13 protein-coding genes are annotated in these 21,970 nt (G+C 40.3%); 11 read left to right on the top strand and 2 right to left on the bottom strand.

Annotation, left to right across the window (positions count from 1 at the left end):
* Positions 1–12: 12 nt before the first annotated feature.
* The 10 genes from CWD77_RS04720 (at position 13) to CWD77_RS04675 (ending at position 17,092) form a co-directional block, all read left to right on the top strand.
* Entirely contained in the window at positions 13–1,563 is a 1,551-nt protein-coding gene (locus CWD77_RS04720; RefSeq protein WP_101072059.1) for an MFS transporter, read from the top strand.
* A gap of 150 nt (positions 1,564–1,713) precedes the next feature.
* A complete protein-coding gene (locus tag CWD77_RS04715) occupies positions 1,714–2,250 on the top strand; it encodes a TlpA family protein disulfide reductase (protein ID WP_101072058.1) in 537 nt (178 codons plus the stop codon).
* Positions 2,237–3,106, top strand: a complete 870-nt coding sequence (locus CWD77_RS04710; protein WP_101072057.1) for an aminotransferase class IV — start codon at positions 2,237–2,239, stop codon at positions 3,104–3,106. The genes CWD77_RS04715 and CWD77_RS04710 overlap by 14 nt, the downstream gene beginning before the upstream one ends.
* Positions 3,103–4,398, top strand: a complete 1,296-nt coding sequence (locus CWD77_RS04705) for a bifunctional folylpolyglutamate synthase/dihydrofolate synthase (protein ID WP_133120180.1) — start codon at positions 3,103–3,105, stop codon at positions 4,396–4,398. Before CWD77_RS04710 ends, CWD77_RS04705 begins: the two co-directional genes overlap by 4 nt.
* 101 nt (positions 4,399–4,499) lie before the next feature.
* Positions 4,500–6,017: a transcription termination factor Rho gene (rho, locus tag CWD77_RS04700; RefSeq protein ID WP_206017940.1), complete on the top strand. Its 1,518-nt coding sequence runs from the start codon at positions 4,500–4,502 to the stop codon at positions 6,015–6,017.
* An 848-nt stretch (positions 6,018–6,865) separates the two neighbouring features.
* A complete protein-coding gene (locus tag CWD77_RS04695; RefSeq protein WP_101072055.1) occupies positions 6,866–7,762 on the top strand; it encodes a hypothetical protein in 897 nt (298 codons plus the stop codon).
* 52 nt (positions 7,763–7,814) lie between these two features.
* Positions 7,815–8,639 (top strand): hypothetical protein, encoded by an 825-nt coding sequence (locus CWD77_RS04690; RefSeq protein ID WP_133120179.1) that lies wholly within the window; start codon positions 7,815–7,817, stop codon positions 8,637–8,639.
* An 11-nt stretch (positions 8,640–8,650) separates the two neighbouring features.
* The gene (locus CWD77_RS04685; protein WP_101072053.1) at positions 8,651–10,993 is read left to right on the top strand and encodes a hypothetical protein; all 2,343 of its coding nucleotides are present in this window, start codon (positions 8,651–8,653) and stop codon (positions 10,991–10,993) included.
* A gap of 364 nt (positions 10,994–11,357) precedes the next feature.
* Complete coding sequence (locus CWD77_RS04680) at positions 11,358–16,355, top strand: choice-of-anchor L domain-containing protein (protein ID WP_101072052.1); 4,998 nt, start codon at positions 11,358–11,360, stop codon at positions 16,353–16,355.
* A 5-nt stretch (positions 16,356–16,360) separates the two neighbouring features.
* Positions 16,361–17,092: an InlB B-repeat-containing protein gene (locus tag CWD77_RS04675; RefSeq protein WP_101072051.1), complete on the top strand. Its 732-nt coding sequence runs from the start codon at positions 16,361–16,363 to the stop codon at positions 17,090–17,092.
* Between the two features lie 379 nt (positions 17,093–17,471).
* On the opposite strand, the gene CWD77_RS04670 is transcribed toward CWD77_RS04675, so the two are convergent.
* Together CWD77_RS04670 and sppA are read right to left on the bottom strand one after the other, a co-directional pair.
* The gene (locus CWD77_RS04670) at positions 17,472–18,317 is read right to left on the bottom strand and encodes an MBL fold metallo-hydrolase (protein WP_101072050.1); all 846 of its coding nucleotides are present in this window, start codon (positions 18,315–18,317) and stop codon (positions 17,472–17,474) included.
* Between the two features lie 154 nt (positions 18,318–18,471).
* Positions 18,472–20,256 (bottom strand): signal peptide peptidase SppA, encoded by a 1,785-nt coding sequence (gene sppA / locus CWD77_RS04665; RefSeq protein WP_101072049.1) that lies wholly within the window; start codon positions 20,254–20,256, stop codon positions 18,472–18,474.
* Between the two features lie 112 nt (positions 20,257–20,368).
* Between sppA and CWD77_RS04660 the strand changes: the two genes are divergently transcribed.
* Complete coding sequence (locus CWD77_RS04660) at positions 20,369–21,970, top strand: phytoene desaturase family protein (RefSeq protein ID WP_101072048.1); 1,602 nt, start codon at positions 20,369–20,371, stop codon at positions 21,968–21,970.

The following is a 21,970-nucleotide window of genomic DNA, read 5'->3' as shown; positions in this document are numbered from 1 at the left end:
AAACTGACTGAAATGAGCGTAACACCGAAACCACGGCCTAAACTTAGTTTTTGGCAGATCTGGAATATGAGTTTTGGATTTCTTGGAATCCAGTTCGGATTTGCCCTTCAGAATGCAAACGTAAGCCGGATATTTGAAACATTGGGCGCCGACATCGATGCCATCCCAATTCTTTGGATCGCTGCACCGGTTACCGGCTTAATTATTCAACCAATCATTGGATATTTTAGTGACCGTACCTGGACAAGGCTGGGAAGACGAAGACCCTATTTTTTATATGGAGCGATTGCTGCATCCGCTGCTTTAATTATCATGCCAAATTCGCCCTATTTATGGGTTGCAGCCGGTATGCTTTGGATTTTGGACGCTTCCATTAACATTTCAATGGAGCCATTCAGAGCCTATGTAGGGGATATGTTGCCCTCAGAGCAGCGAACCAAAGGTTTTGCGATGCAAAGCTTCTTTATTGGCACGGGAGCTGTGGTAGCATCAGCCTTGCCCTGGATGATGACCAACTGGTTTGGAGTAGCAAATACAGCACCTGAAGGAGTGATTCCTCCATCTGTTAAATGGTCATTTTACATCGGTGGTGCTGTATTTTTGGCCGCCGTAGTTTGGACTGTGTTTCGTTCACATGAATATTCACCGGAAGAACTGGAAGCGTTTGAAGCTTACGAAGATGAACAGATAGGGGATTCAGATGAGATTAAGCGTGAAGTACCAATAGAGGCAGGGGCCGGTCAGAAAAAAGTTAATTTTGGTATTCTTTTTACCCTTTTGGGTTTAGCTGTTACGGCAGGTGTTTACTTTGGTAATTACGATCCTGAACTCTACATCATTACGGTAGGTCTTGTGGTACTGGGTGTTGTATCCTTTTTAGCCGGATTTATCCAACGAAGCGGTAAGACTGATCAGGGATTGGTGGTAGTAGTACACGATTTTCTGCATATGCCAAAAACAATGATTCAATTGGCGGTGGTGCAGTTTTTCTCCTGGTTTGCCCTTTTTGCCATGTGGATCTACACAACTGCCGCGGTTACAGCACATATTTACGGTACAAGCGACACCACTTCTACGCTCTATAACGAAGGTGCCGATTGGGTGGGTATTTTGTTTGCCGTATATAATGGGTTTGCCGCAGTTATTGCATTTGGTTTGGCTCCAATGGCAAAAGCCACAAGCCGAAAAGTTGTTCACGCTATTGCACTGGTTGCCGGTGGTTTAAGTTTAATCGGAATTTATTTCATGTCTTCCCCTAACATGCTATTGATTTCCATGCTGGGAATTGGTTTTGCATGGGCAAGTATTTTAGCCATGCCGTACGCTATATTAGCCGGTTCATTGCCCGCTAAAAAAATGGGACTCTACATGGGAATTTTTAACTTCTTTATTGTGATTCCTCAGATCCTGGCTGCCAGTCTTCTCGGTTTTGCAACACGAAACTGGTTTGGAGGAGAGGCCATCTATTCACTTATGTTGGGAGGCGCGGCAATGATTGTAGCCGCCGCAACGATGTATTTTGTAGAAGATGTTGATGATCCGGATGAAGCCGTACTTCCTTAGTCTGATCAAATCTGTCAGGTTTCCAAAACCTGACAGATTTTTAGATTTTCGGTTTTGAATCTCTGTATGTAAAATCCGCTATTCCTTCATATCTTCAGAATATTCAATCAAAGATTATCTCCTTTCTATCCGACTCAGATTTATTATTCTATGAGACTCGACCCAAAATATTTTAACCTTTTTATAGCGATTTGTGCACTGCTTACACTGATTGTGATCGTCTATGGAACAATAAGTTATTCGAATAACCAGGAGGCAGATTTTAGAAAATCTCTAAGCGAAGCACGTCTTGATACCCTGTCATTTGTAACCTACTCAGCAGAAAGAGACACTCTGCATATTACCGACATCAAAGGCACGCCTGCAGTAATACATTTCTGGTCAACCTGGTCTGATAAGTCAATTGATGTTCATCAGTTTTTGGAATCTTATCACCGGGAGTACTCCAATTTAACCGTTGTGGCTGCCGCAGTCCGGGATTCTGATGAGCTGATCAGAAACTATATTGACAGTGTTGATAATAATTTCATCTACGTAGAAGGAACCTCGTTTTTTCAGTCCCTGCTTGTACCCGGCATGCCGTCTCAAATCCTTTTGGACGAAGATGGAAAGTTTTTCGACTCTCAGGTCGGAGATGATACAACAGCACTGAAAGACAAGTTAGATCGATTGAATGATGAGCAATGAATCTAAATTCGTAGTATTCAATGGAAAGATCGAAAGGTCGGATAAAGCCGTTATTCCGGTTGATCATTCTGCAATCTATTACGGCACGGGCTGCTTTGAAACCTTTGTAGCTGACAGTTCACGCTTTTTCAAACTGAATGAACATGTAGACCGAATGAACCGGGGTATTGAGTATCTAAGCCGGGGAGCGGTAAAATCATTATCTGCAGAACGTATTCGAGAAAACTTGCTTCAGCTTCTAAAAAAGAATGATTTAGATCAGGAAACAGCAAGAGTTCGGATTCAGTTTTCATTAATGGAAAAAGGCGGATACAGTATTTCACAAAACCCGGATTTTTTTGTTTTTATGACGACTTCAAAACTGAAAAGGAACAGAACACCGATTCATCTGAAATCAGTTGAGACCAGAGTAGTACCCTCAAATTCCAGGCCCGCAGATTTAAAACTGAGTAATATGTTACACTACAGGCATGCCTGGAGAGAGGCCAATTCCATGGGCGCAGATGATGCACTGATGTTAACACAAGACGATTTTATTGCTGAAACATCCATCGGGAATCTATTTTGGAAAAAGGGGAATGCCATCTTCACTCCATCGGTTGAATGTGATATTTTGCCGGGAATAACCCGCAACAGTTTAGTTGACCTGTTATCCCAAAAGGATGAAATAACTATTCAGGAAGGAAGATTTGACAGTTCTGATATTCAGTCTGCTGATACGGTTTGGATGACAAACAGTGTTCGTGAAATTCAGGAAGTATCAAAAATTGATGAAAAAACAGTTCAAACAGACCAGGATTTTATGGATGATCTTTCAGGATGGTTTAATGATTATAAAATGAAGCATCTCCTTTGAGTAAGATTATGTTTGATACGATTGAGGAAGTTGAGTCTTACATGCTATCCATTCCAAAATTTGGAACAGTCGGCCGATCTGCGGCTAATTTCAATTTGGACAGAATGAAGGAATTCTGCGAAACGATGGGCAATCCGCAGGAAAGGGTGCCGATGATTCATGTTGCCGGTACCAACGGTAAAGGAACAACGTGCCAGATGCTGGCATCCGTTTATCAAGAGGCAGGATACAGAGTCGGACTTTATACTTCTCCTCATTTAGTGGATGTTAGAGAGAGATTTAGAATCAACGGTGAATGGATTACAGATTCCTACTTTCTCGAATTTTTTCAAGAGTATGGAGAGTTCATTTTAAGCCGAAAGGTGACATTTTTTGAATTAACAACAGCGATAGCGTTCTGGTACTATGAACGTCAGGATGTTGATTTGGCAGTGATAGAGACAGGTTTGGGCGGACGACTGGACGCTACCAACGTGATTGATCCGTTGGTTTCTGTGATCACATCTGTTGGAATGGATCACACAGATATTTTAGGAGATTCAATAGCTAAAATTGCTGAAGAGAAAGCCGGAATCATCAAAAACAATCGGCCGATAGTTGTGGGGAGATTAGACAAAGAAGCCGTTTCCGTAATCAATGATATTGCCGAAAAGAAAGGCGCAAATGTTCATCATGCAACTAAGCTCAATCCTGAGTATGAGAACGATAATTTTATACTTCATGTAGAGTCAGGAAAAGTTTCCATCAACGCTGAAGGAAGGAAACAGATTGATGCCATCAATGTTGCGGTAAGCTGGTGTGTAAGAGAGTTACTTCAAGCAGAGTTTGAGGTTTCTGAGGCCAGTTTTATTGCAGGAATTGAAAAAATGGATTCGCGAATTGGATATCATGCACATTTTTATAAAATTCATCCCGTAAATAAATGGTACTTTGACGGAGCCCATAACGTTGAATCTGTAATAGAACTCATAAAAGAGTTAAAGAGAATTGCACCGCCTCAAAAATGGAGAGTAATTCTCAGCTTCATGGATGATAAGCTTCGGCAGGAAATTTCGAATCTTTGGAATGAGTTTCCGAATTTGATGATATACCAGCAGGAGGGGGACAGAGCCGCAAGCGTAGAAAAAATGAAAAGCTATTTCCCCAAAGCCGAAGTTGTTACAAGCGAGCAAGCGATTCAATATTTTGGTGCAGAAGATAAAAAAACAGAATTAGTAATTTTTAGCGGAAGTTTTTACTTTTACAAGACGGTAAGGAACTGGATGGGAACAGAAGCTTACAATCACACATAAATCTTTCCGCTCTAAGCAGAATCACAATTCCCCATTGCGTACATCGGCTACTACGTTGAGCGCTACTCCAAATGAATTTACTCAAGAACTAAAATCTCATTATGTCGGACACTCAAACCGATAAGGATACAAATATCGACCTGGATAAATTACATACCAAAACGGTCAAGGAACTTAAAGAAATTGCCAAATCTCTGGGAATGAAAGGTGTTACTGCATTAAAAAAGCAGGCCATCATCGATCGCATTCGTCAGCAGGCTGAGGCATCCGGAAAAAGTCCTGATCAGAAAGAGAAGCCGCTGCAGAATATTTCTTACGGTAATAAAGAGCATATTCAAACGTACGACCAAAACTCCAATTCCGGTAGATCAAAGAGGGGAGGTCAGCCAAATAAGCGTCATAAGAGCAATAAGAAGCCGAATAAGAAACATGTTAGTAATGTTCTTCCGGAATCTGATGCTCCAACTCTTCAGGAACGTTTGGATGAAATTACCCCGCAACTCGGTAAATTTCTGCTGAATGAAGGTACGCTTGAGATTTTACCGGATGGTTACGGATTTCTTCGCTCTGTAAACTATAATTACAAGGCGAGTCCGGACGACATTTACGTTTCACCATCACAAATTAAACGGTTCAGGCTAAAACAGGGTGATTGTGTAATTGGAATTATTCGACCTCCAAAAGTGGGAGAGCGCTATTTTGCACTTCTTCGGGTTGAAGGTGTAAATGGAAAAATTCCAACAGACATGGATAACAGGGAAGATTTTGAAGATCTATTACCGGTCTATCCCGACATGAGATTCAAGCTGGAGTACAAACCGATAGAATATACTACCCGGCTTATGGATCTCTTCGCGCCGATTGGTAAGGGGCAGCGAGGATTGATTGTAGCTCAGCCCAAAACCGGTAAGACAACAATTCTTCGAAATATTGCCAACGCAGTAAACCAAAACCATCCGGATACCAAGATTATCATTCTATTGGTTGATGAGCGTCCCGAAGAGGTAACAGAAATGGAACGCTCTGTTGAAAATGCTGAAGTTGTAGCTTCTACATTTGATGAGAAACCGGAAAACCATGTCGGGCTATCTGAAATCGTATTTGAGAAGGCCAAGCGGCTTGTAGAGAGCGGTCAGGACGTGCTTCTGCTAATGGACTCCATCACCCGTCTAGCACGTGCTTACAACGTGGCAACGGGCAATTCAGGACGAACCATGACCGGTGGTGTAGATTCTGAAGCACTGAAAGCGCCACGACAGCTGTTCAGTTCAGCACGGAATATTGAAGGCGGTGGAAGCCTTACGATCATCGCTACAGCTCTGGTTGATACCGGATCGCGTATGGATGATGTGATCTTTGAAGAATTTAAGGGTACCGGTAATATGGAACTGGTTCTGGATCGTCGCCTTGCGGAACGAAGAATCTATCCGGCAATCGATATTTTCAAGAGTGGAACTAGAAGGGAAGAGCTTATTGTTCCGGACCAAGAGCGCGAAAAAGTTGTGCTTCTTCGCCGTTACCTGAATAATCACAACGCATTTGAAGCGATGGAATTCCTGCTAGATAAGATGAAGGGGACACGCTCCAACGAAGATTTTCTAATCTCGATGAATAAGTAACCAATCTCTAAATCCCGTCAGACCGCTCCTGCGGTCAGGCGGATAATTAAGCTTCAATATTCTTACCCTTATCAAAAGACCTGAAAGCATGTGAGCACAGCGAACTTCTTTCAGCGTCTGGATCATTTCCCCTCGTCCGAAGGCTCTGAGAAAGACTTGGCTATGAAAGTAAAAACATCAGCCGTCTGACGAGTTACTCCGACTAGCTCACACTTCTAGCATTGGATATTACTACACTTCAGTACTCGACCGTCGAGTATTTTGTGACAAGATTAGGTTATGTGGTACTACCACTCGACCGTCGAGGTATCATCCCTCGACTGACGACTAGTGCTGATGAATAACTTTCCAAAACCAAGAATGTGCAAGTCGTCGGTTGAGTTTGCTCTGAATCCGGCCCTCATTTCCTAAACTAAGTATACAGACTTTCTTAACTCGACCGTCGAGTATTCTGTGACAGGTTTAGGTTTTGCGGTAATTCCACTCGACAGTCGAGTGTGGTGTATCAAATCGAACTTACTTTACTTCTCTCCTAATGGCTGTGAGCTATATGGATAACATATTTGTCTAAAACGTTATCTATCAATCGAATAGCTTCTCTTTTGATTTAGTTCAACCTTAAATTAATCATTAGACCTTTCTTAAGTTTGTTTAAAAGCGTAGTAAAAAATTGTTAAATAGATTCATTTTTTTTTACTTCGAAATGTTTACAGGGGTAAAAAAGAAAATCTATGGGTGACTATGAACTAAGGGGTACGTTAAAAAAGTGTATCAACACATCTTATAACAGACGGGATATTCATTATTTGATCACAACTTGTCATAAGTTAGCATTGTCATATGTGATCATGAAGTCTAAATCTCATAAATCCTATTTTCTTAAAGAAGATTGTAAATCAGATCTTGCATGGGACTTTATAGCTGAGATTTTTCAGAAAGATGATTTTGGAAATTTCACATTGCTGCAAAGCTATTTTGATTCAGTGGATATTGATGGATTTAAGGATCATGAATTGTTTATCGAATTACGAAAACTGGTTTTCACCAAAGTTGATGACGGTATTTTTCGCTATTACGGTGAGCGTGATCCTTCTCTGAAAAAAATCATTCGGAATCTTAAACTTTCCGTTCGTAATTCAGATTTCAGGCATAAAGTACGATATGAAGACGGTTTCATAGTCGTACCGAATGATGAAGTTCAAGAGCTACCTTCAATGCCGGAAGATTTTATGCGGATAAAGCTCTGTTTCCGTCTTGAAGAACAGATGCAGATACCGGATATTTTGAATCAGGTTGTAAATATTCTGCAAGATCAGTCGGTGTATCGAAATCGCTTTTCACTGGTTATTCTGGCAAAAATAATTCGTGAGAGTTTTGTTCTGATTCATGATGAGTCAGAAAGAAAAAATTTGAAACCGGCTGCAGACAAACAACTTTTGAAACAGGATATTGAAAAATTCTTGAACAGATCTGTTGATAAAATTAAGAGAGATGTTGCACCGGGATATGTAAAGAGAGGAAAAATTGAGACTGATCATGTGGATATCTACTTTGATACAGCCACTGATATCGTTCGTGATGACCTTACTGAACAGTCAGGCTTATCTCAATTTGACCGCATTAAAACCTATCTGGCTGATTTGGAATATGAACAGTTTAGGAAAAAACACAGGCCTGTACTGGAATATATGGTTAAATTGATCAGAACAGATCTAATTCAAAATGTGAGGAATGATTGGGTCTGATTTATGCAAAACATGTAACTTGCGATGACTTTATTCCAAACATTCTTTCTAGTTGAAATTTTATCGTATGAACCTTACTGAAAAACAAATTGAGACTTATGTTCAGTTTCCTGACGAATTATCGAAAGAGAGGAGAAGGGAAGTACGCAGACAAATAGAAAGGGATTCTGAAGCATCACTATATTTTGAATGGTTTAAAAATTATTACGCTATTTATGAAGAGCTGAGCAAGGAAGAAAAGAGGGATGCAGCGGTTTCCATTATCTCAATGAAACCGATGATAGAAGATTCAGAATCATATCGGGGTATTTTTATACTTGCAGCCCAGAGTCAGAGTAGTAAAGAGCACGTAATTGAAACTTTAAAAACATTTGCTTCAGATGAACATAACACGCTTTTAAGAGCATTGTATTTTAAAAGCAGAGATGAGATTAAGATCCATCTGCTTTCAAACCAGATCCAAAAAGACGATGTGTTACTCTTTCAGATACCGGCGAGTAACTTATTTTTCGTCAGCGAACCTGGTGGCAAGGTATCGGTAAGTGTAAATGAATTAGATCCGGAAAATGTAAAAGAGTGGGATTCATTCAACGTGCACATACCGGTCTGCACTGTTTCGCAAAACACGCAACTCAGTAAAAAGAGTTACCTGGCAGGAAGGTCAGCATTTACAGAAGACATGATTCCGATAGAAATAGAGAAAAAAGAGAATACTGTTCAGTTAACTCCAATTTTAAATCACAATGATCCGGAAACCAACTTTCTTGTACTTTATAGAGAAAATCAGTCGATGCTTTTCAAAATGACAGATGGTGTGGCAACTGTAGAACAGGAACTCCTGGAAACAGAAGGAGTGAGGCTCTTCTTCTACAACTAAGTAATGTTTGTATGAATAATCCTATTCACGTTGAAAAGTTATACAGAAAACTTACTCGTGAATTGGACTCTCACCAATCCATACGTCATCGATATACTCTGATTCGTTATTTCATTCAGCAGATAGAGGGGGATTACAATCGGTACGAAAGTTACCTCATTCAGCTTGCCGAAAAACTTCCTGTTTATTCATCTTTCGTTACGTATTGCGGTTTGGACCCGGCAATTCTTGAAAGTGATATTGAGATTTTCTTGGAGCTTGCAGATAAGTTTGAAGATATTTGGAAGTCTGAAAATTTCCGAAAAGCAGTTGAAAGGTTGAAAGTTGTTTGTCTGATCCAATATATATGTGTCGAGGAGATGGAGAAGCTTTCTCAACTCCTTTTTAACTGGTATAAGATTAAAGAACCACTAATTGTAAAAATTGAATTTAGGACAGACTCTGAATATCTCCTTAATATATCCAAACTGTTAAAGGGACGTGTAGCCGATATAAATAACAAAGATAACAGTATCGTTAAATCACTAATTGGTGAGTTAGATCAACTGTTAAAAAGTGAGGCCGATTCTATTTTTGTGCCAACTGTTGAGATATATAAACATTCAGAATTTGGAATGATCGAATACGGGCGGCTTAGAAACCTTAACGTACAGATAGTTAGATCTTCCAGTGAAGGTTACGATAAAATATTTCGACGCTATCCGGTAATCGGTATTGAGCAGGCGGAGTGGCCCGAAAGCAGAAAGATATCTGAGGCTGCCAGAAGTTTAATTTCAAATAATAAGAAAGTATCGGATGGTAAATACTATAACGGGCATGCCCAATATCAAACCAATATTGCATTTCATGACGGTGAATCGGCAAATGCAGCTATAGCGCTTCTTTGGTTTGTCGGCCTACAGAGAAAAAGCAACCAACGCGAAAGGTATGAACTGCAGCCTGACCTATGCATTACAGGTAATGTTGATTCAGCCGGTAATCTTTTACCGGTGGATAGTGAAGGGGTTGATGCTAAAGTAAGGGCGGCATTTTTCTCCATGATTAATTTTATGGTCGTTCCTGCATCGCAATATTTTCAGTTCATCGAGGCGATAGATAAGCTGAAAAGAAAATATCCCAATAGAGATTTGATAGTCATATCAGTAAAGAATTTGAATGAACTTCTCTATGATCGTCGTTTGACCCAACATATAAATCCATCCAAGATTACACATATTGTAAAACAAGCTTGGCAAAGACGATATGAAGGGGTGGGAATCTCTGTAATCGTCATCCTGGTTCTGATCATATTCCGATTGATATACGGTCCATTAGATCAAAGACCGGTAAGTGGAGAATTCGAAGGAACCCTTTTGAAAGTGAAAAACGAGTCGGGGGTGATCATTGACAGAATTGAGGTGGGGGCGCATACAGTTGCAACTGAACAAAAGAATATAACGACGGATCATTCTCTGGTAACATTTTGGAAAAGTCAGAATAATTATTCGATCATTTGGGGAGAAACCGGTGCTAGTCAGAACCTTTCTATATCAGGTGGATTACTAAAGAAAAAACAAGTTAACCGTCAAGATCCAGACTGGGTAAAAACTCTAAGTTACGATCTTCAATTTCCAAATAAGCCGGAAATTATCAATGGTATTTATTTACCCAAAAAACTACTATCTGTGGGACAGATTGTGGAGAGTGAAGAATCAAAACTTATCGCAGTAGTAAATCATGCTCCCTATTTTCCGGGACTCCTTTCTGTTAGAGATCCGAAAACCGGAATAGAGTTAAGCCATTTTGTGAATACTGGGAGAATTCACGATGCAATCATCTTAGACCCAGGTGGTGGAAGCAAGAAGATTGCATTTTCCGGTGTAAATAATGCTTTTGATATGGCTTTTGTCGCCTTATTGGATATAGACAACATTACCGGTCACTCTCCTTTAAACGATGAATATAACTTATTGGATTACTCTTTAAATGAATCTATTGAGTATATCTTAATTCCCAAAACAATTGTGGGTCAGTCGGTACTGTCCGATAGAAAGTACAATATTGCTGAACGTCTCAGATACTTTCCTGAATCCGGTGTGTTAGAAGTTTACGTCACGGATTATGAACAGTACAAAAGAGATACTGTGGAATTACCGGCGAGCAGGTCAAATGTATATTATTACTTCAATGATGACCTTTCACTTCGGGGAGTCGGCACATCTGATGGCTACGATTTAACAGCAGACTACCTTTATTCAAAAGGTATCATCGATCAAAACCCGGACTACAGATATTTTGAAAACTATCAGGATAGGTTGTTGTATTGGAAAGGAGATGAGTTTGTGAGTTTTGAAGAGTTTTCTGGTACTTACTAATCATTTATATAGGGTTTAAAAAAGTAATTTGATTCCTATAAATCTTCAATAAACTGAGAACTAAGGAGATTTACTTTCTTCTCGTGATTATACCTGAACTACTCTACATTTTGGGCTATTTCTTAAGATTTGTTCTACTTGGATATTAGAGGGGTCGATGCTTTGTAATCTTTTCTTATGGCGGATTGAGAGTACTGATAATATTGTATTCACTTTGAAACTTAAGTAATTATAAATCAGCATTTTATAATTTATCCATGATTAAAATTTCAGCAGACTACAAAAACTGTGATGAATATAGATAACAATCAATGAGACATTTTCAGTTACAGAATATTTTTGAACAAAAATAAATACTTGAATAATGCTGCGATTTATATTGGCTGTTTTTTTTATACTATCGATTCAACACCAAGTACTTTTTGGTCAGGAAAGAGTTACTAAAGTTATCAACGAATCAGAATCTGTAAATAAAATTAATGCAAATTCATCAGTAAACATTGCAAATACAGATGTTATAGAAGCTCTTGGATTAAATGAGGAAGACGTAATTTCAATTGATTTTTTAGGTAGTGACCAACTTGGTTACTCAATATTCAGCCAAGCTGCCTCAGGATTTCCAATTAAGGGAAATAGCTATTTAGTTTTGAGTTCTGGTTGTGCTGATTTGGCATTAGATGTTGATATAGATGCTAACGTGATTTCGTGCGAATTAGAAAATGGGCCTACAGGTCCCGGTAGTGCAACCGATATAGTAAGACTGAAGCTTGAGCTCAATGTGCCGGATGGTGCGAATTTCTTGTCGTTTGATTTTAAGTTTTTCTCTGAAGAATATCCCAATTTTATAGGAAGTTCTTTTAACGATGGGTTTATCGTGGAAGTTGGAGAGTCAACTTTTACAGTTGATGGGAGTGGAAATTTAGTTGCGCCCGATAACGTGGTTTTCGATAAAGAGGGAAATCCTATAACAATTAATGATACTGGTACATTAGGACAAAAGGAAGGATTTGCTGCTGGTACTGCATATGGCAGGAAGCAAAATGGAGGTGCAACAACAGATCTGGATACATATATACCTATCTCTCCAGGGCAGGAAACAATTTCATTAATTTTTTCAATTTTTGATGTGGCTGACAGGGTTTACGATTCTACTGTCTTTATCGATAATATGCAATTTCACGTACAGCCTGCTATAGAATTAATTGCTTTAGAAGTAAACCAGTCCATCCAAAACTGGAATAATACAGTTCCGCTCATTGAAGACAAACCAACAATTGTAAGAGCTCATATGCAAACGCTTACTCAGGATAGCGTGAGAGCCAATGTATGGCTGGAAGGGTACGACGAATTTGATAATCCATTAAGCCCTGCGCAGGTAGCTCCATATGAATCAGACTCCAATATACCGGGGTATATCTCAGCAGAAGAAGATCCGTTCGCATTTGCACAAAGACGGGCAACGTACGATAAAAGTATAAACTTCGATTTACCACAATCCTGGCTAAACGGAAAAATCAAGCTGAAAATAAATGGTGGGGATATCAGCTGCCCGGACCAAGCTCAATTAATTAGTACCAGTGATGGAGGGTGTATGACGAACATCCTTGAATTTCAGGAAAGCGGTGTGCCAGAAATCACTTTTTTTCTGATAGACTGGAAAAATAGTGATGGTGATATCATTAAGGCAGATTTTACTAACTCTGATCTTTTTGAGACTATTAAAAAAGTAATTTCAATGTTTCCAATTAGCGGGGTTAAGGGCACTTATCGTGGCAGAATAACTATGGAATTTAGTGACGTTGTGGGGGATAGTGTTTCTTCAAAAGATATCTTGAAAAAACTAAACTACATGTGGTTACATGATGTACTTGAAGGCACTATAAACAAAGATCACATTTACTATGGGTTTATAAATTCTGGTAAAGATAACTACAAAGGTGAAGCTAATGATATCCCTGGTTTTACAGCATATACGAATCTTGATAATTTCACTATTTCTACCACAATGCATGAACTTGGTCATGCATTTGGTCAACGTCACGCAGTTCACAGTAAATTCGGCGATATGCCCTCCGATGGATGGATAGAGGGAATTCAAAAAAAAGGTCCATGTGCTGAAAAAGCAGCACCATGGGCACAAGACTTTCCATTTTTTCATCGGCCTGAAGAAAATCATCCGGAAGTAGCAACTTTAGGCCCTGTAGAAAATGTTTTTAATGAATCTTGGGGCATAAATACCAACAATAGAAGAATTGCCACTGTAAGTCATCTTGGCAATGTGAAAAAAGAAAATGGTATTTGGGGTGATAAAAAAGGTGGGTGGAATGCAGAACTGATGAGTTACTGTACTAATGATAATTATTCCAATGAAGATTCTTTTGATGACCGCTGGATTTCAAGTTTCACATATGAAAGTATATGGGAGCATATCAAAGATAGATATGGCTCAACTGCTTCTAATCTGCTCGCCTTTGCAGGAAGCGAAAATTTTACTGAGCTGAATTCTACATTAATAGGGCGCTATTTGGTTGTGAGTGGAAGCATTGATTTTGCACAGGAAACCCCGGAAAACAGCGTAGATTTTTCGCCCATACAAAGTATTGTTAATCCAAGCACGATAGACCACCTGACTCCCGATCCGGGTGATTTTCTGCTCCGTGCAGTTGGAGGTGACGGTGAAGTGCTCTATGAAACATCGTTTGAACCCACGTTTGGGTCTGACGGCTCCATGGAGGTAGGCTCATTTTCGATTGCTGTTCCTTACGATGCCGAAATAGCATCGATTCAGGTACTGTATAATGAAACACCATTGGGTAGTGTTGTTGCTTCGGCAAACACCCCAACCGTTCAACTGGAATATCCAGTTGGTGGAGAAAGCATTTCAGGGGATAGCCTGGAAGTGATTTGGAATGGTACTGATTCGGATGGTGGTGATTTATCCTATTCACTTTACTATAGCGATAATGCTGGGGAAAGCTGGAAGACTGTTATTACTGATATCCGTCAGTCGAGTTATTCAGTAAATACGAGCAACCTGGAGAAATCAAGTGAGGGAAGGTTTCGAATTCAGGTCAGTGATGGATTTAATACCGCTGAAGATACAACCGGTATATTTTCAGTTCCAAACTCTACACCGGACGCTTTTATTCTTTCCCCTTCAACAGATGCTCAAATTGACACATCTGCCGTAATTACATTACGCGGAAGTGCCAGCGATCTGGAGGATGGTCAGCTGGAAGGATCGAGTTTGGAATGGAGATCTGATGTGGATGGATTTCTGGGGAACGGTTCTGTATTGCAACTGGTAGGATCTACCCTTTCAAGAGGTATCCATAATGTTACGTTAAAAGCAACCGACATGGATGGTGCTTATGCTGAAACATCAGTCAAGTTAGAAATCACAGCTCCATCACCTACTACCACTGTGTCAACAAGACCAGGAGTTCAAGGGACTATTCCTAACCAGGAATTAGATCCAAACGGTGATACATTTTATGCGGATTTGCAAGAAATATTTTTTGACCCGTCTGAAGGTGATTTAACTTTTGAAGTTAGTTCATCTAATGAAAATGTTGCAAGCGTATCAATTGATGGTAATCAACTATCCCTGGTTACAAGTTCAGTCGGTGTTTCTGAAATAGATGTAACTGCGAAAAATGGCGTTGGCAATTCAACAATTACATTTATGGTTATTGTGGGCAATGTTAATTTACCAGTTTTAATTTCTCCGGTTGATGATGGTACAGATGTAAACATTTTTCCGGAGTTGATATGGGAAGGAAAATCTCAGGACGAAGTTTATCATTTACAACTTTCGGATGAAGCAACATTTAATTCAACTTTAGTTGATGTCACAGCCTTGACCAATGAGTCTTATCAAATTGAAGAACCTTTGGACTATGGGCAAACTTATTATTGGAGAGTTCAAGTAGATGACGATCTTAGTGAAGATCAGTGGAGTATGATTTCAAGTTTTATGACAGAATCTATTCCTATCCCAGATAGTCTTGCAATGAGTATAAATGATGAGTCAGTTTCTATTTCCTGGGACATAAGCAAAACTGTAGGTTTGACTGACATACATATATACAGAGGTTCTTCAATAAACAATTTGGAGCTTTATGATGAGGTAAGTCCGGAAATCACAGAATATACAGATACAGATCCGACTCAAGGATCAATTTTTTATTCTTTAAAAGCCATAGATTTAAACAATAGTGAATCTGAGTTTTCAGATATACTCAGTTATTATAATCAAGTTCATGACATATCTAACTCTTGGGAAATGATCAGCCTTCCGATTGAATATGAGTCAATTGACTTACAAAGCTCACAACTCTTTAGTTTTAATAGAACCTATTCAAGCGACTCAACTATAGTGCAAGGAAAAGGGTACTGGATTCGAAGTGCAACAGGTGAGAGCCTAAATACCAAAGGTGTTGGATTGAAAAATACAGTTATTAAACTAAATGAGGGATGGAATTTGATCGGTAGTCTTGTGGATACAGTTGAAGTTAGCTCAATAGTCGATTCATCGAATGTCCTTTCGAATGCTCCAATAATGACATACCAAGATGGTGTTTATGAAGAAGTAGATTTCATGATCCCTTCTTACGGATATTGGGTACATGCTAATGATTCAGGATACATATTTTTGGATGTTGATTTAATCACTGAAAATGGTGAAGAAACACAGATAGCTCAAAAAGTACAAAGTGATATAAAATCAGATAAGATTTTATTTGGAGTTGGTGATGTAGAATTGGCTTTTCACATATCAAATAATCCATTAGACAATCAAATTAAATATCGTTACTTGCTTCCACCTAAACCACCAGTAACAGTTTTAGATATTAGGTCTGATAAAAATTATTCGATCCTTGATAATTTACCTGCTGAAATTTACTTGACCTCAAATAATTATCCGGTGAGTGTTAATTTATCAGAGGATTCTGTGGTTGATGAGTTTGCATATAGGATAATAGCAGTTGATGAAAACGAAGAAATCCACATTAATCTGTTGCCCGGGCAAAAACATTCAATATCTAAAGAATATTCATCTTTGATTTTGGAACGGGTATCTCTTGATGAGATGATTTTAGAAACGAACATTGATCAGAACTTCCCAAATCCATTTAATCCAACCACAAACATTAGATATCAAATTGCAAATCAAGCAGAGGTTTCAATGGTTGTTTATGATTTGTTAGGAAGGCGTGTGGCTACGTTAGTGAATCAAACACAGCAGCCAGGTATCTATAATGTACAGTTCGATGGGTCGAGCCTTGCATCCGGGGTCTATTTCCTGCGTATTCAGGCTGGAAGCTTTGTGGATATTCAGAAACTCACACTGATCAAATAAAGATTATGAAGAAAACCATATATATATGTACTTCAGTACTCATCTTGCTGTTGGTCTATGGATGTAGCACAACCGACAGTAATGGTGATGAAAGTGGTAACGACAGTGACACTGCATCTTACTCTTTAACGGCTTCCGCATCCCCGTCCGAGGGAGGAACAGTCAATCCATCATCAGGCAGTTATGAAGATGGCCGTAATGTATCGGTAACTGCTACAGCAAACGAGGGTTGGGATTTTGTAAACTGGACAGGTGACCGAGAATCAACGGATAATCCACTGGAGTTTAAGATTTCGTCAAATACAATTGTTACCGCTAATTTTGCGGATCTAAGGTCCGTTTATTCTGTCGACTTAACCGTTGCGGATTTGGATGATGAGATCAATCTGGAGATAGGTCAGAGTAAGGACGAAGACTTTATCTATGCGCCGCCGCCGCCACCCTTAGGATCACTTGATGCACGCTTTTTGGCTGACGGTGAAGATTATTATGCTCTCTTTAATTCCAACCTTCTGCGAGAAGTGAGCTGGGAGCTGGTTTATCAATCCGGCAATGGTGACGTGCTTACACTGTCATGGCAAATCACCGATACGCAAATGGAAGGTGTACTCACCCTGTCCGATAGCGAAGATCCCGCGCAGCCAGACCAGCTTGAAATTGATATGCAGTTGGAGAATGAAGCTCAAATCAATGTGATTGATACTGATAGGGTGTTTATTCATTACAGGTTGGATTAACCTCGACTGACGACTAAGGCTGATAATCAACTTCCCAGTGTCTGAATTGCGCAAGTCGTCTGTCGAGTATACTCTGAATTGGATTCCAATTCCACAACCGGGAATATCTGAAACGGGTACCAAGCCCCATCAATTCAACCTTTGAGGTATGCCCCTCGTCCGGCGGCTCTGTGAAAGATTGGCTATGAAAATAAAAACCTTTAGCCGTCTGACAAATTATTCCGTCTTGCTCACACTTCTCGCATTGGAACTTAACTCACTTCGGTATTCAACCGTCGAGTATTCTGTGGCAGGCTTAGGTTTTGTGGTAGTTCCACTCGACAGTCGAGCGAACGTTGTCAGGTCTGTTTGACGCTGGCAATTTCGGGTTTATAGTTTTCTACTCATCCTTCAACACATACCTTCGCTTTTCATCAATAGCTAGCTGTCCTGTCTTTTTATACAGCGAGTGATAGAAGTACATGATCGCTTTTTCCTGGTATGCTTTTCGCAGGATAAGCTTTTTAGCCTGATGAGCCTTCGCCGTGTCTAATACCGTTTGTGGATGAGATGGCTGATTCAGATGAAATTCGGTTGGCACCAGGTCTCCCATAAAGTAAGCCACTTTCTCTTCATCAGTGATTTTAACGATCATGTGCCCGGGTGTGTGTCCGCCCGTCTTAATTAATTTTACTCCCTGCACAACAGTGAATTCATCTTCTTCAATAAAATGCAGGCGATTTTCGGCCACCAGTTTGTAGAGTTCATCCATGCGGTAATCAGCACCAATGAGGTCGTGGTTTTTTTCAATCTGTGTTAAGGCGTATTCCCACTCTTCTTTGTGCACGTAATACATGGCATTCGGAAAAGTCGCTTCAGTTTTAAACTGATCATTTACAAACGTGGAACCCGCAGCGTGATCAAAGTGAAGATGAGTTAAAATAACATGATGAATGTCTTGTGGTCGCAAGCCAAAAACATTCAGATTGGTTATAATATTGGAAGTATTATCATAGCGACTTTTGTGATCCAGTCCCCAACCCAAGCCGGGATCTACAACAATATTTTGATCTCCATTTGTAATCAATAGGGGATCAATACCCAGGGCTGATGAATATCTGCCAAGAGTTGGATCATCCATCGGGTTTGAAAGCCGTTTGGGATTCATTTTTTTAAATGTTCCGTCTTCAAACAATTCAAAAAATCCTTCACTCAGTTGTTCTATAGTGAATTTGTCTGTTTTCATGATAATCGATAGTCTGCTGCAGCCTTACGCTCTGAAATTTTTAACGATACGCTTTGAGTTGCTATAGCTAGGCCACGGCAAAAGCGTTAATACTTTTTGATTAAGAATTATTGAAAATAAGGGACTTTTAAGGAAAAGCCCCCTTACATCGAAATTAATTTACTTCGAATTGGATAGGCAGTAGCATCCAGTTTTGCCCGTTAGGCTGATTCATGTAGAACTGAACCGTTCTGGCTTCTTCAAGTAGGTTATTTGGAACCCACGACGTCATCATAGATTGGATTTTGGCATTGGATGAACTAAAGAGTGCTTCAAATATATCTTCTTTCTTAGGGTAGGTATCAATTCTGTAGGTATCTATTTCGGCCATTTCTGCTGCCACTTCAATAGCTCTGTCTAAATCTCCTACTTCATCAATAAGACCGGCATTCAATGCTGCTACTCCGGTGTAAACCCGGCCCTGAGCCACTTCATGAGTTTCATCCCTTGTCATACCTCTTGCTTCGGCCACACGTTGCAGAAAAGTTTCGTATCCGCTTTCTACATTTTGTTGAATAATTCGACGCTCTGCAGGAGTAAAGGGTCGGGTCAGGTTTAGCAGATCTGCGTACTCGTGCGTTTTAAGCGTTTCATAGTCAATGCCAATCTTGTCTGATACTAATTCTTCAGCATTAAACAGCAGATTGAATATCCCGATTGAGCCTGTAATGGTGTTTTCACCGGCTAAAACCGTATCAGCACCCATTGCCATGTAATAACCGCCCGAGGCTGCCACGGTACCCATAGAAGCAATCACAGGCTTTTTCTCAGTGGCCTGCTTGATGTAGTGCCACAACAGGTCTGATGATGTGGCTGAGCCACCCGGACTATCAATATGCACGACAATTGCTTTTACATTATCATCCTCTACAGCAGAGTCGAGCTGATTTTTAAATTTTTTGGGCGTTATTCCGGCTGATCCAAAAGGTGAATCACCAAGGTCAGGGAGAATAATTCCGCTGGAATAAATTACCGCTATTCTGTCACTTGTATCGGGCAGATCAAGACCGGCACTATTTGCTGTTACGCGGGAGTATCTTGAAAAGCCAACGGTTTGGAGTTCTGTATCTTCATCAACTTCCAACCTCTCTTTGATGATCTCTTCTACTTCGTCAACATAGGCGTAAGCATCGATGAGTCCATTTTCAATTGCAAACTCGACGCGCTCAATCGGAGCAGAGTTTAGTAACTCATCAACTTCTTCATTGGATTTGCCTGTTCGCTTGGCTACAGCCTCTACAAAGGTGTTTGTTGCTGTTCCCAGAATTTCTCTTGTCTGCTCACGACTTTCCGGTGAGCTGCTTTCGTTGATGTAAGGTTCAACTGCAGATTTATACTTTCCAACTCTGAAAATTTCAGGCTCAATTCCAATTTTGTCGAGCATATCGCTGTAGAAAGTAAATTGAGCTACAAATCCGTCAAACTCAAAATTTGTAACAGGAGGAGTGAAGATACTATCAGCCAAAGATGCCAGGTAGTACGATTTCTCATTCATCCCGATGTCATCTGTGCTGAAATAGATGGGTTTCCCGCTCTCTTTAAACTCCTCAAAATATCGATAGGCTGTTTCGAGATTTGCCCATGATGCCAAAACTTGGTTGGTTTTTACCCAAACTGCCTGAATGTTATCATCTGCCGCAGCCTTATCAAGATTTGATTTAAGGTTTTGCAGGGACATTCTGTGAGTGGCACCCGGATTAAAGAGTTCCTCAATCGGGTCATCTGAGACACGGGTAGGAATATCTCCCGATATATTCATGGTCAGAACCGTATTGGATCGAATGTAAGGTTCCGGTTCTGAAGAACTGCTTACAAGTGTTGCAAATAGGATGAGTACTAAAATTAAAACTCCTAAAATGGTGCCCAGAATAGAAGCTAAAAAAGTCTTAAAAAATTGCATTATCTGTTTGATTACTTATTATTTTCAAATGCCCGAATGAGCGGGGTGCTTATGTTGTTAGAAAGAACTTACTAAAAGTAGAAATTCATTCCATGCTTAAACCCTACGAAATATGAAAGAATTTGATGCACTAATTATTGGATCCGGTCACAATGGTCTTGTTACCGGAAGTTATCTGGCAAAAGCGGGTTATAAGGTAGGAGTTTTAGAGAGACGAGATACAATTGGCGGGGCGGTCTGTACGGAAACAATGTTTCAATCGGATGAAAATCCGAATGGATTCAGGATGGATGTGGGTTCGTCTGTGCACATCATGATTCATCAAACCGGTATTCTGGAGGAGCTTGAGCTGACAGATTATGGTTTGGAATATATCGAGATGGATCCGTTTATGAGCTACCCGGTTCCCGACGGTAAGGGAGTGATACATTTTCACAAAGATCTGGAGAAGACACTTGATTCAATTGCTAAAGTTGCTCCGGAGGACGTAGAGAACTATCGTGAATTTATAGAATTCTGGGGGCGCATTAATAAAGGAGTGCTGAAAGCATTTATGGTTCCGCCTACCGGGAAGAATATTTTCATGGAGATGGCAAAGGGACAAATTCGGGATGGATCCATGTTCAAGAAAGGGGAACAGATGGATGGCTTGCAAAAGATTTTGGGAAGTTACGGTAGCGTGGTGGACAAAGCTTTTGAAAATCCATACTTGAAAGCTGCTTTAACCTGGTTTGCTGCACAATCCGGGCCGCTGCCGGATCAGTCAGCAACGGGTGATTTTGTTGGGTGGCAGTCTATGCTTCATCAAAGTGGTGCAAAACATCCGAAGGGTGGGAGCGGAATGCTCACCCAGGCGATGAAGAACTTGATTGAAGCTCATGGGGGAGAAGTCATTCCAAACTCTCCGGTGAAGTCAATTGATATTCGTGACGGAAAAGCTGTGGGCGTTGTTACTGAGAATGAAGAATATTATAAAGCCGATCTGATCGTGTCAAACGCCCACGTTCAGACAACCATGATGAAACTGGTGGGTCGCGAACATCTGGATGATTCACTTTTCAAAAAAGTAGAGAATATCCAGGTTGGTAACGGTTTTGGGATGGTGATTCGGTGTGCCGTTGAAGAGCTGCCACAATACACGGCTGCTCCCGATGATCCGATTATACATAATGGAATGCAGCTTTTGGCACCATCTGTGGAGTACATGAATCGCGCGATTGGTGATTACACAAAAGGTTTGCCACCGGAAGATCCTGCCGTGCTGGCCATGACCTTTTCTAAAATTGATCCGGAAGTGGCCAAAGATGGGAAACACACTCTATTTGCCTGGGCTCAATGGCATCCGTACGAGCTTTCGAATGGTGAAAAGTGGGACGATATCCGTGAACGCGAAGCTGAAAAAATTTATGGAGTTGTTGAAAAATACGCGCCAAATATGAAAGGAAAGCTGATAGATTGGTATATTCAGTCCCCGCTGGATATTGAACGGAAGCATGGACTTCTGCGCGGGAATGTGATGCATGTGGAGATGAATTTTGATCAGATGTTCATGTTCAGACCCACACCTGAACTGAGCCGGTATGAGACCCCAATTGAAAATCTCTATTTGTCGAGCGCTTCGTGCCATCCGGGAGGTGGAGTTTTTGGAGCCGCAGGATATAATGCAGCACATGTGATACTGAAAAAATCGAAAAAGAAACTATTTGGAGCGTAA

Source organism: Rhodohalobacter barkolensis (genome assembly GCF_002834295.1).
Classification (GTDB): Bacteria; Bacteroidota; Rhodothermia; order Balneolales; family Balneolaceae; genus Rhodohalobacter; species Rhodohalobacter barkolensis.
This window is presented reverse-complemented; position numbering and strand designations above follow the sequence as displayed.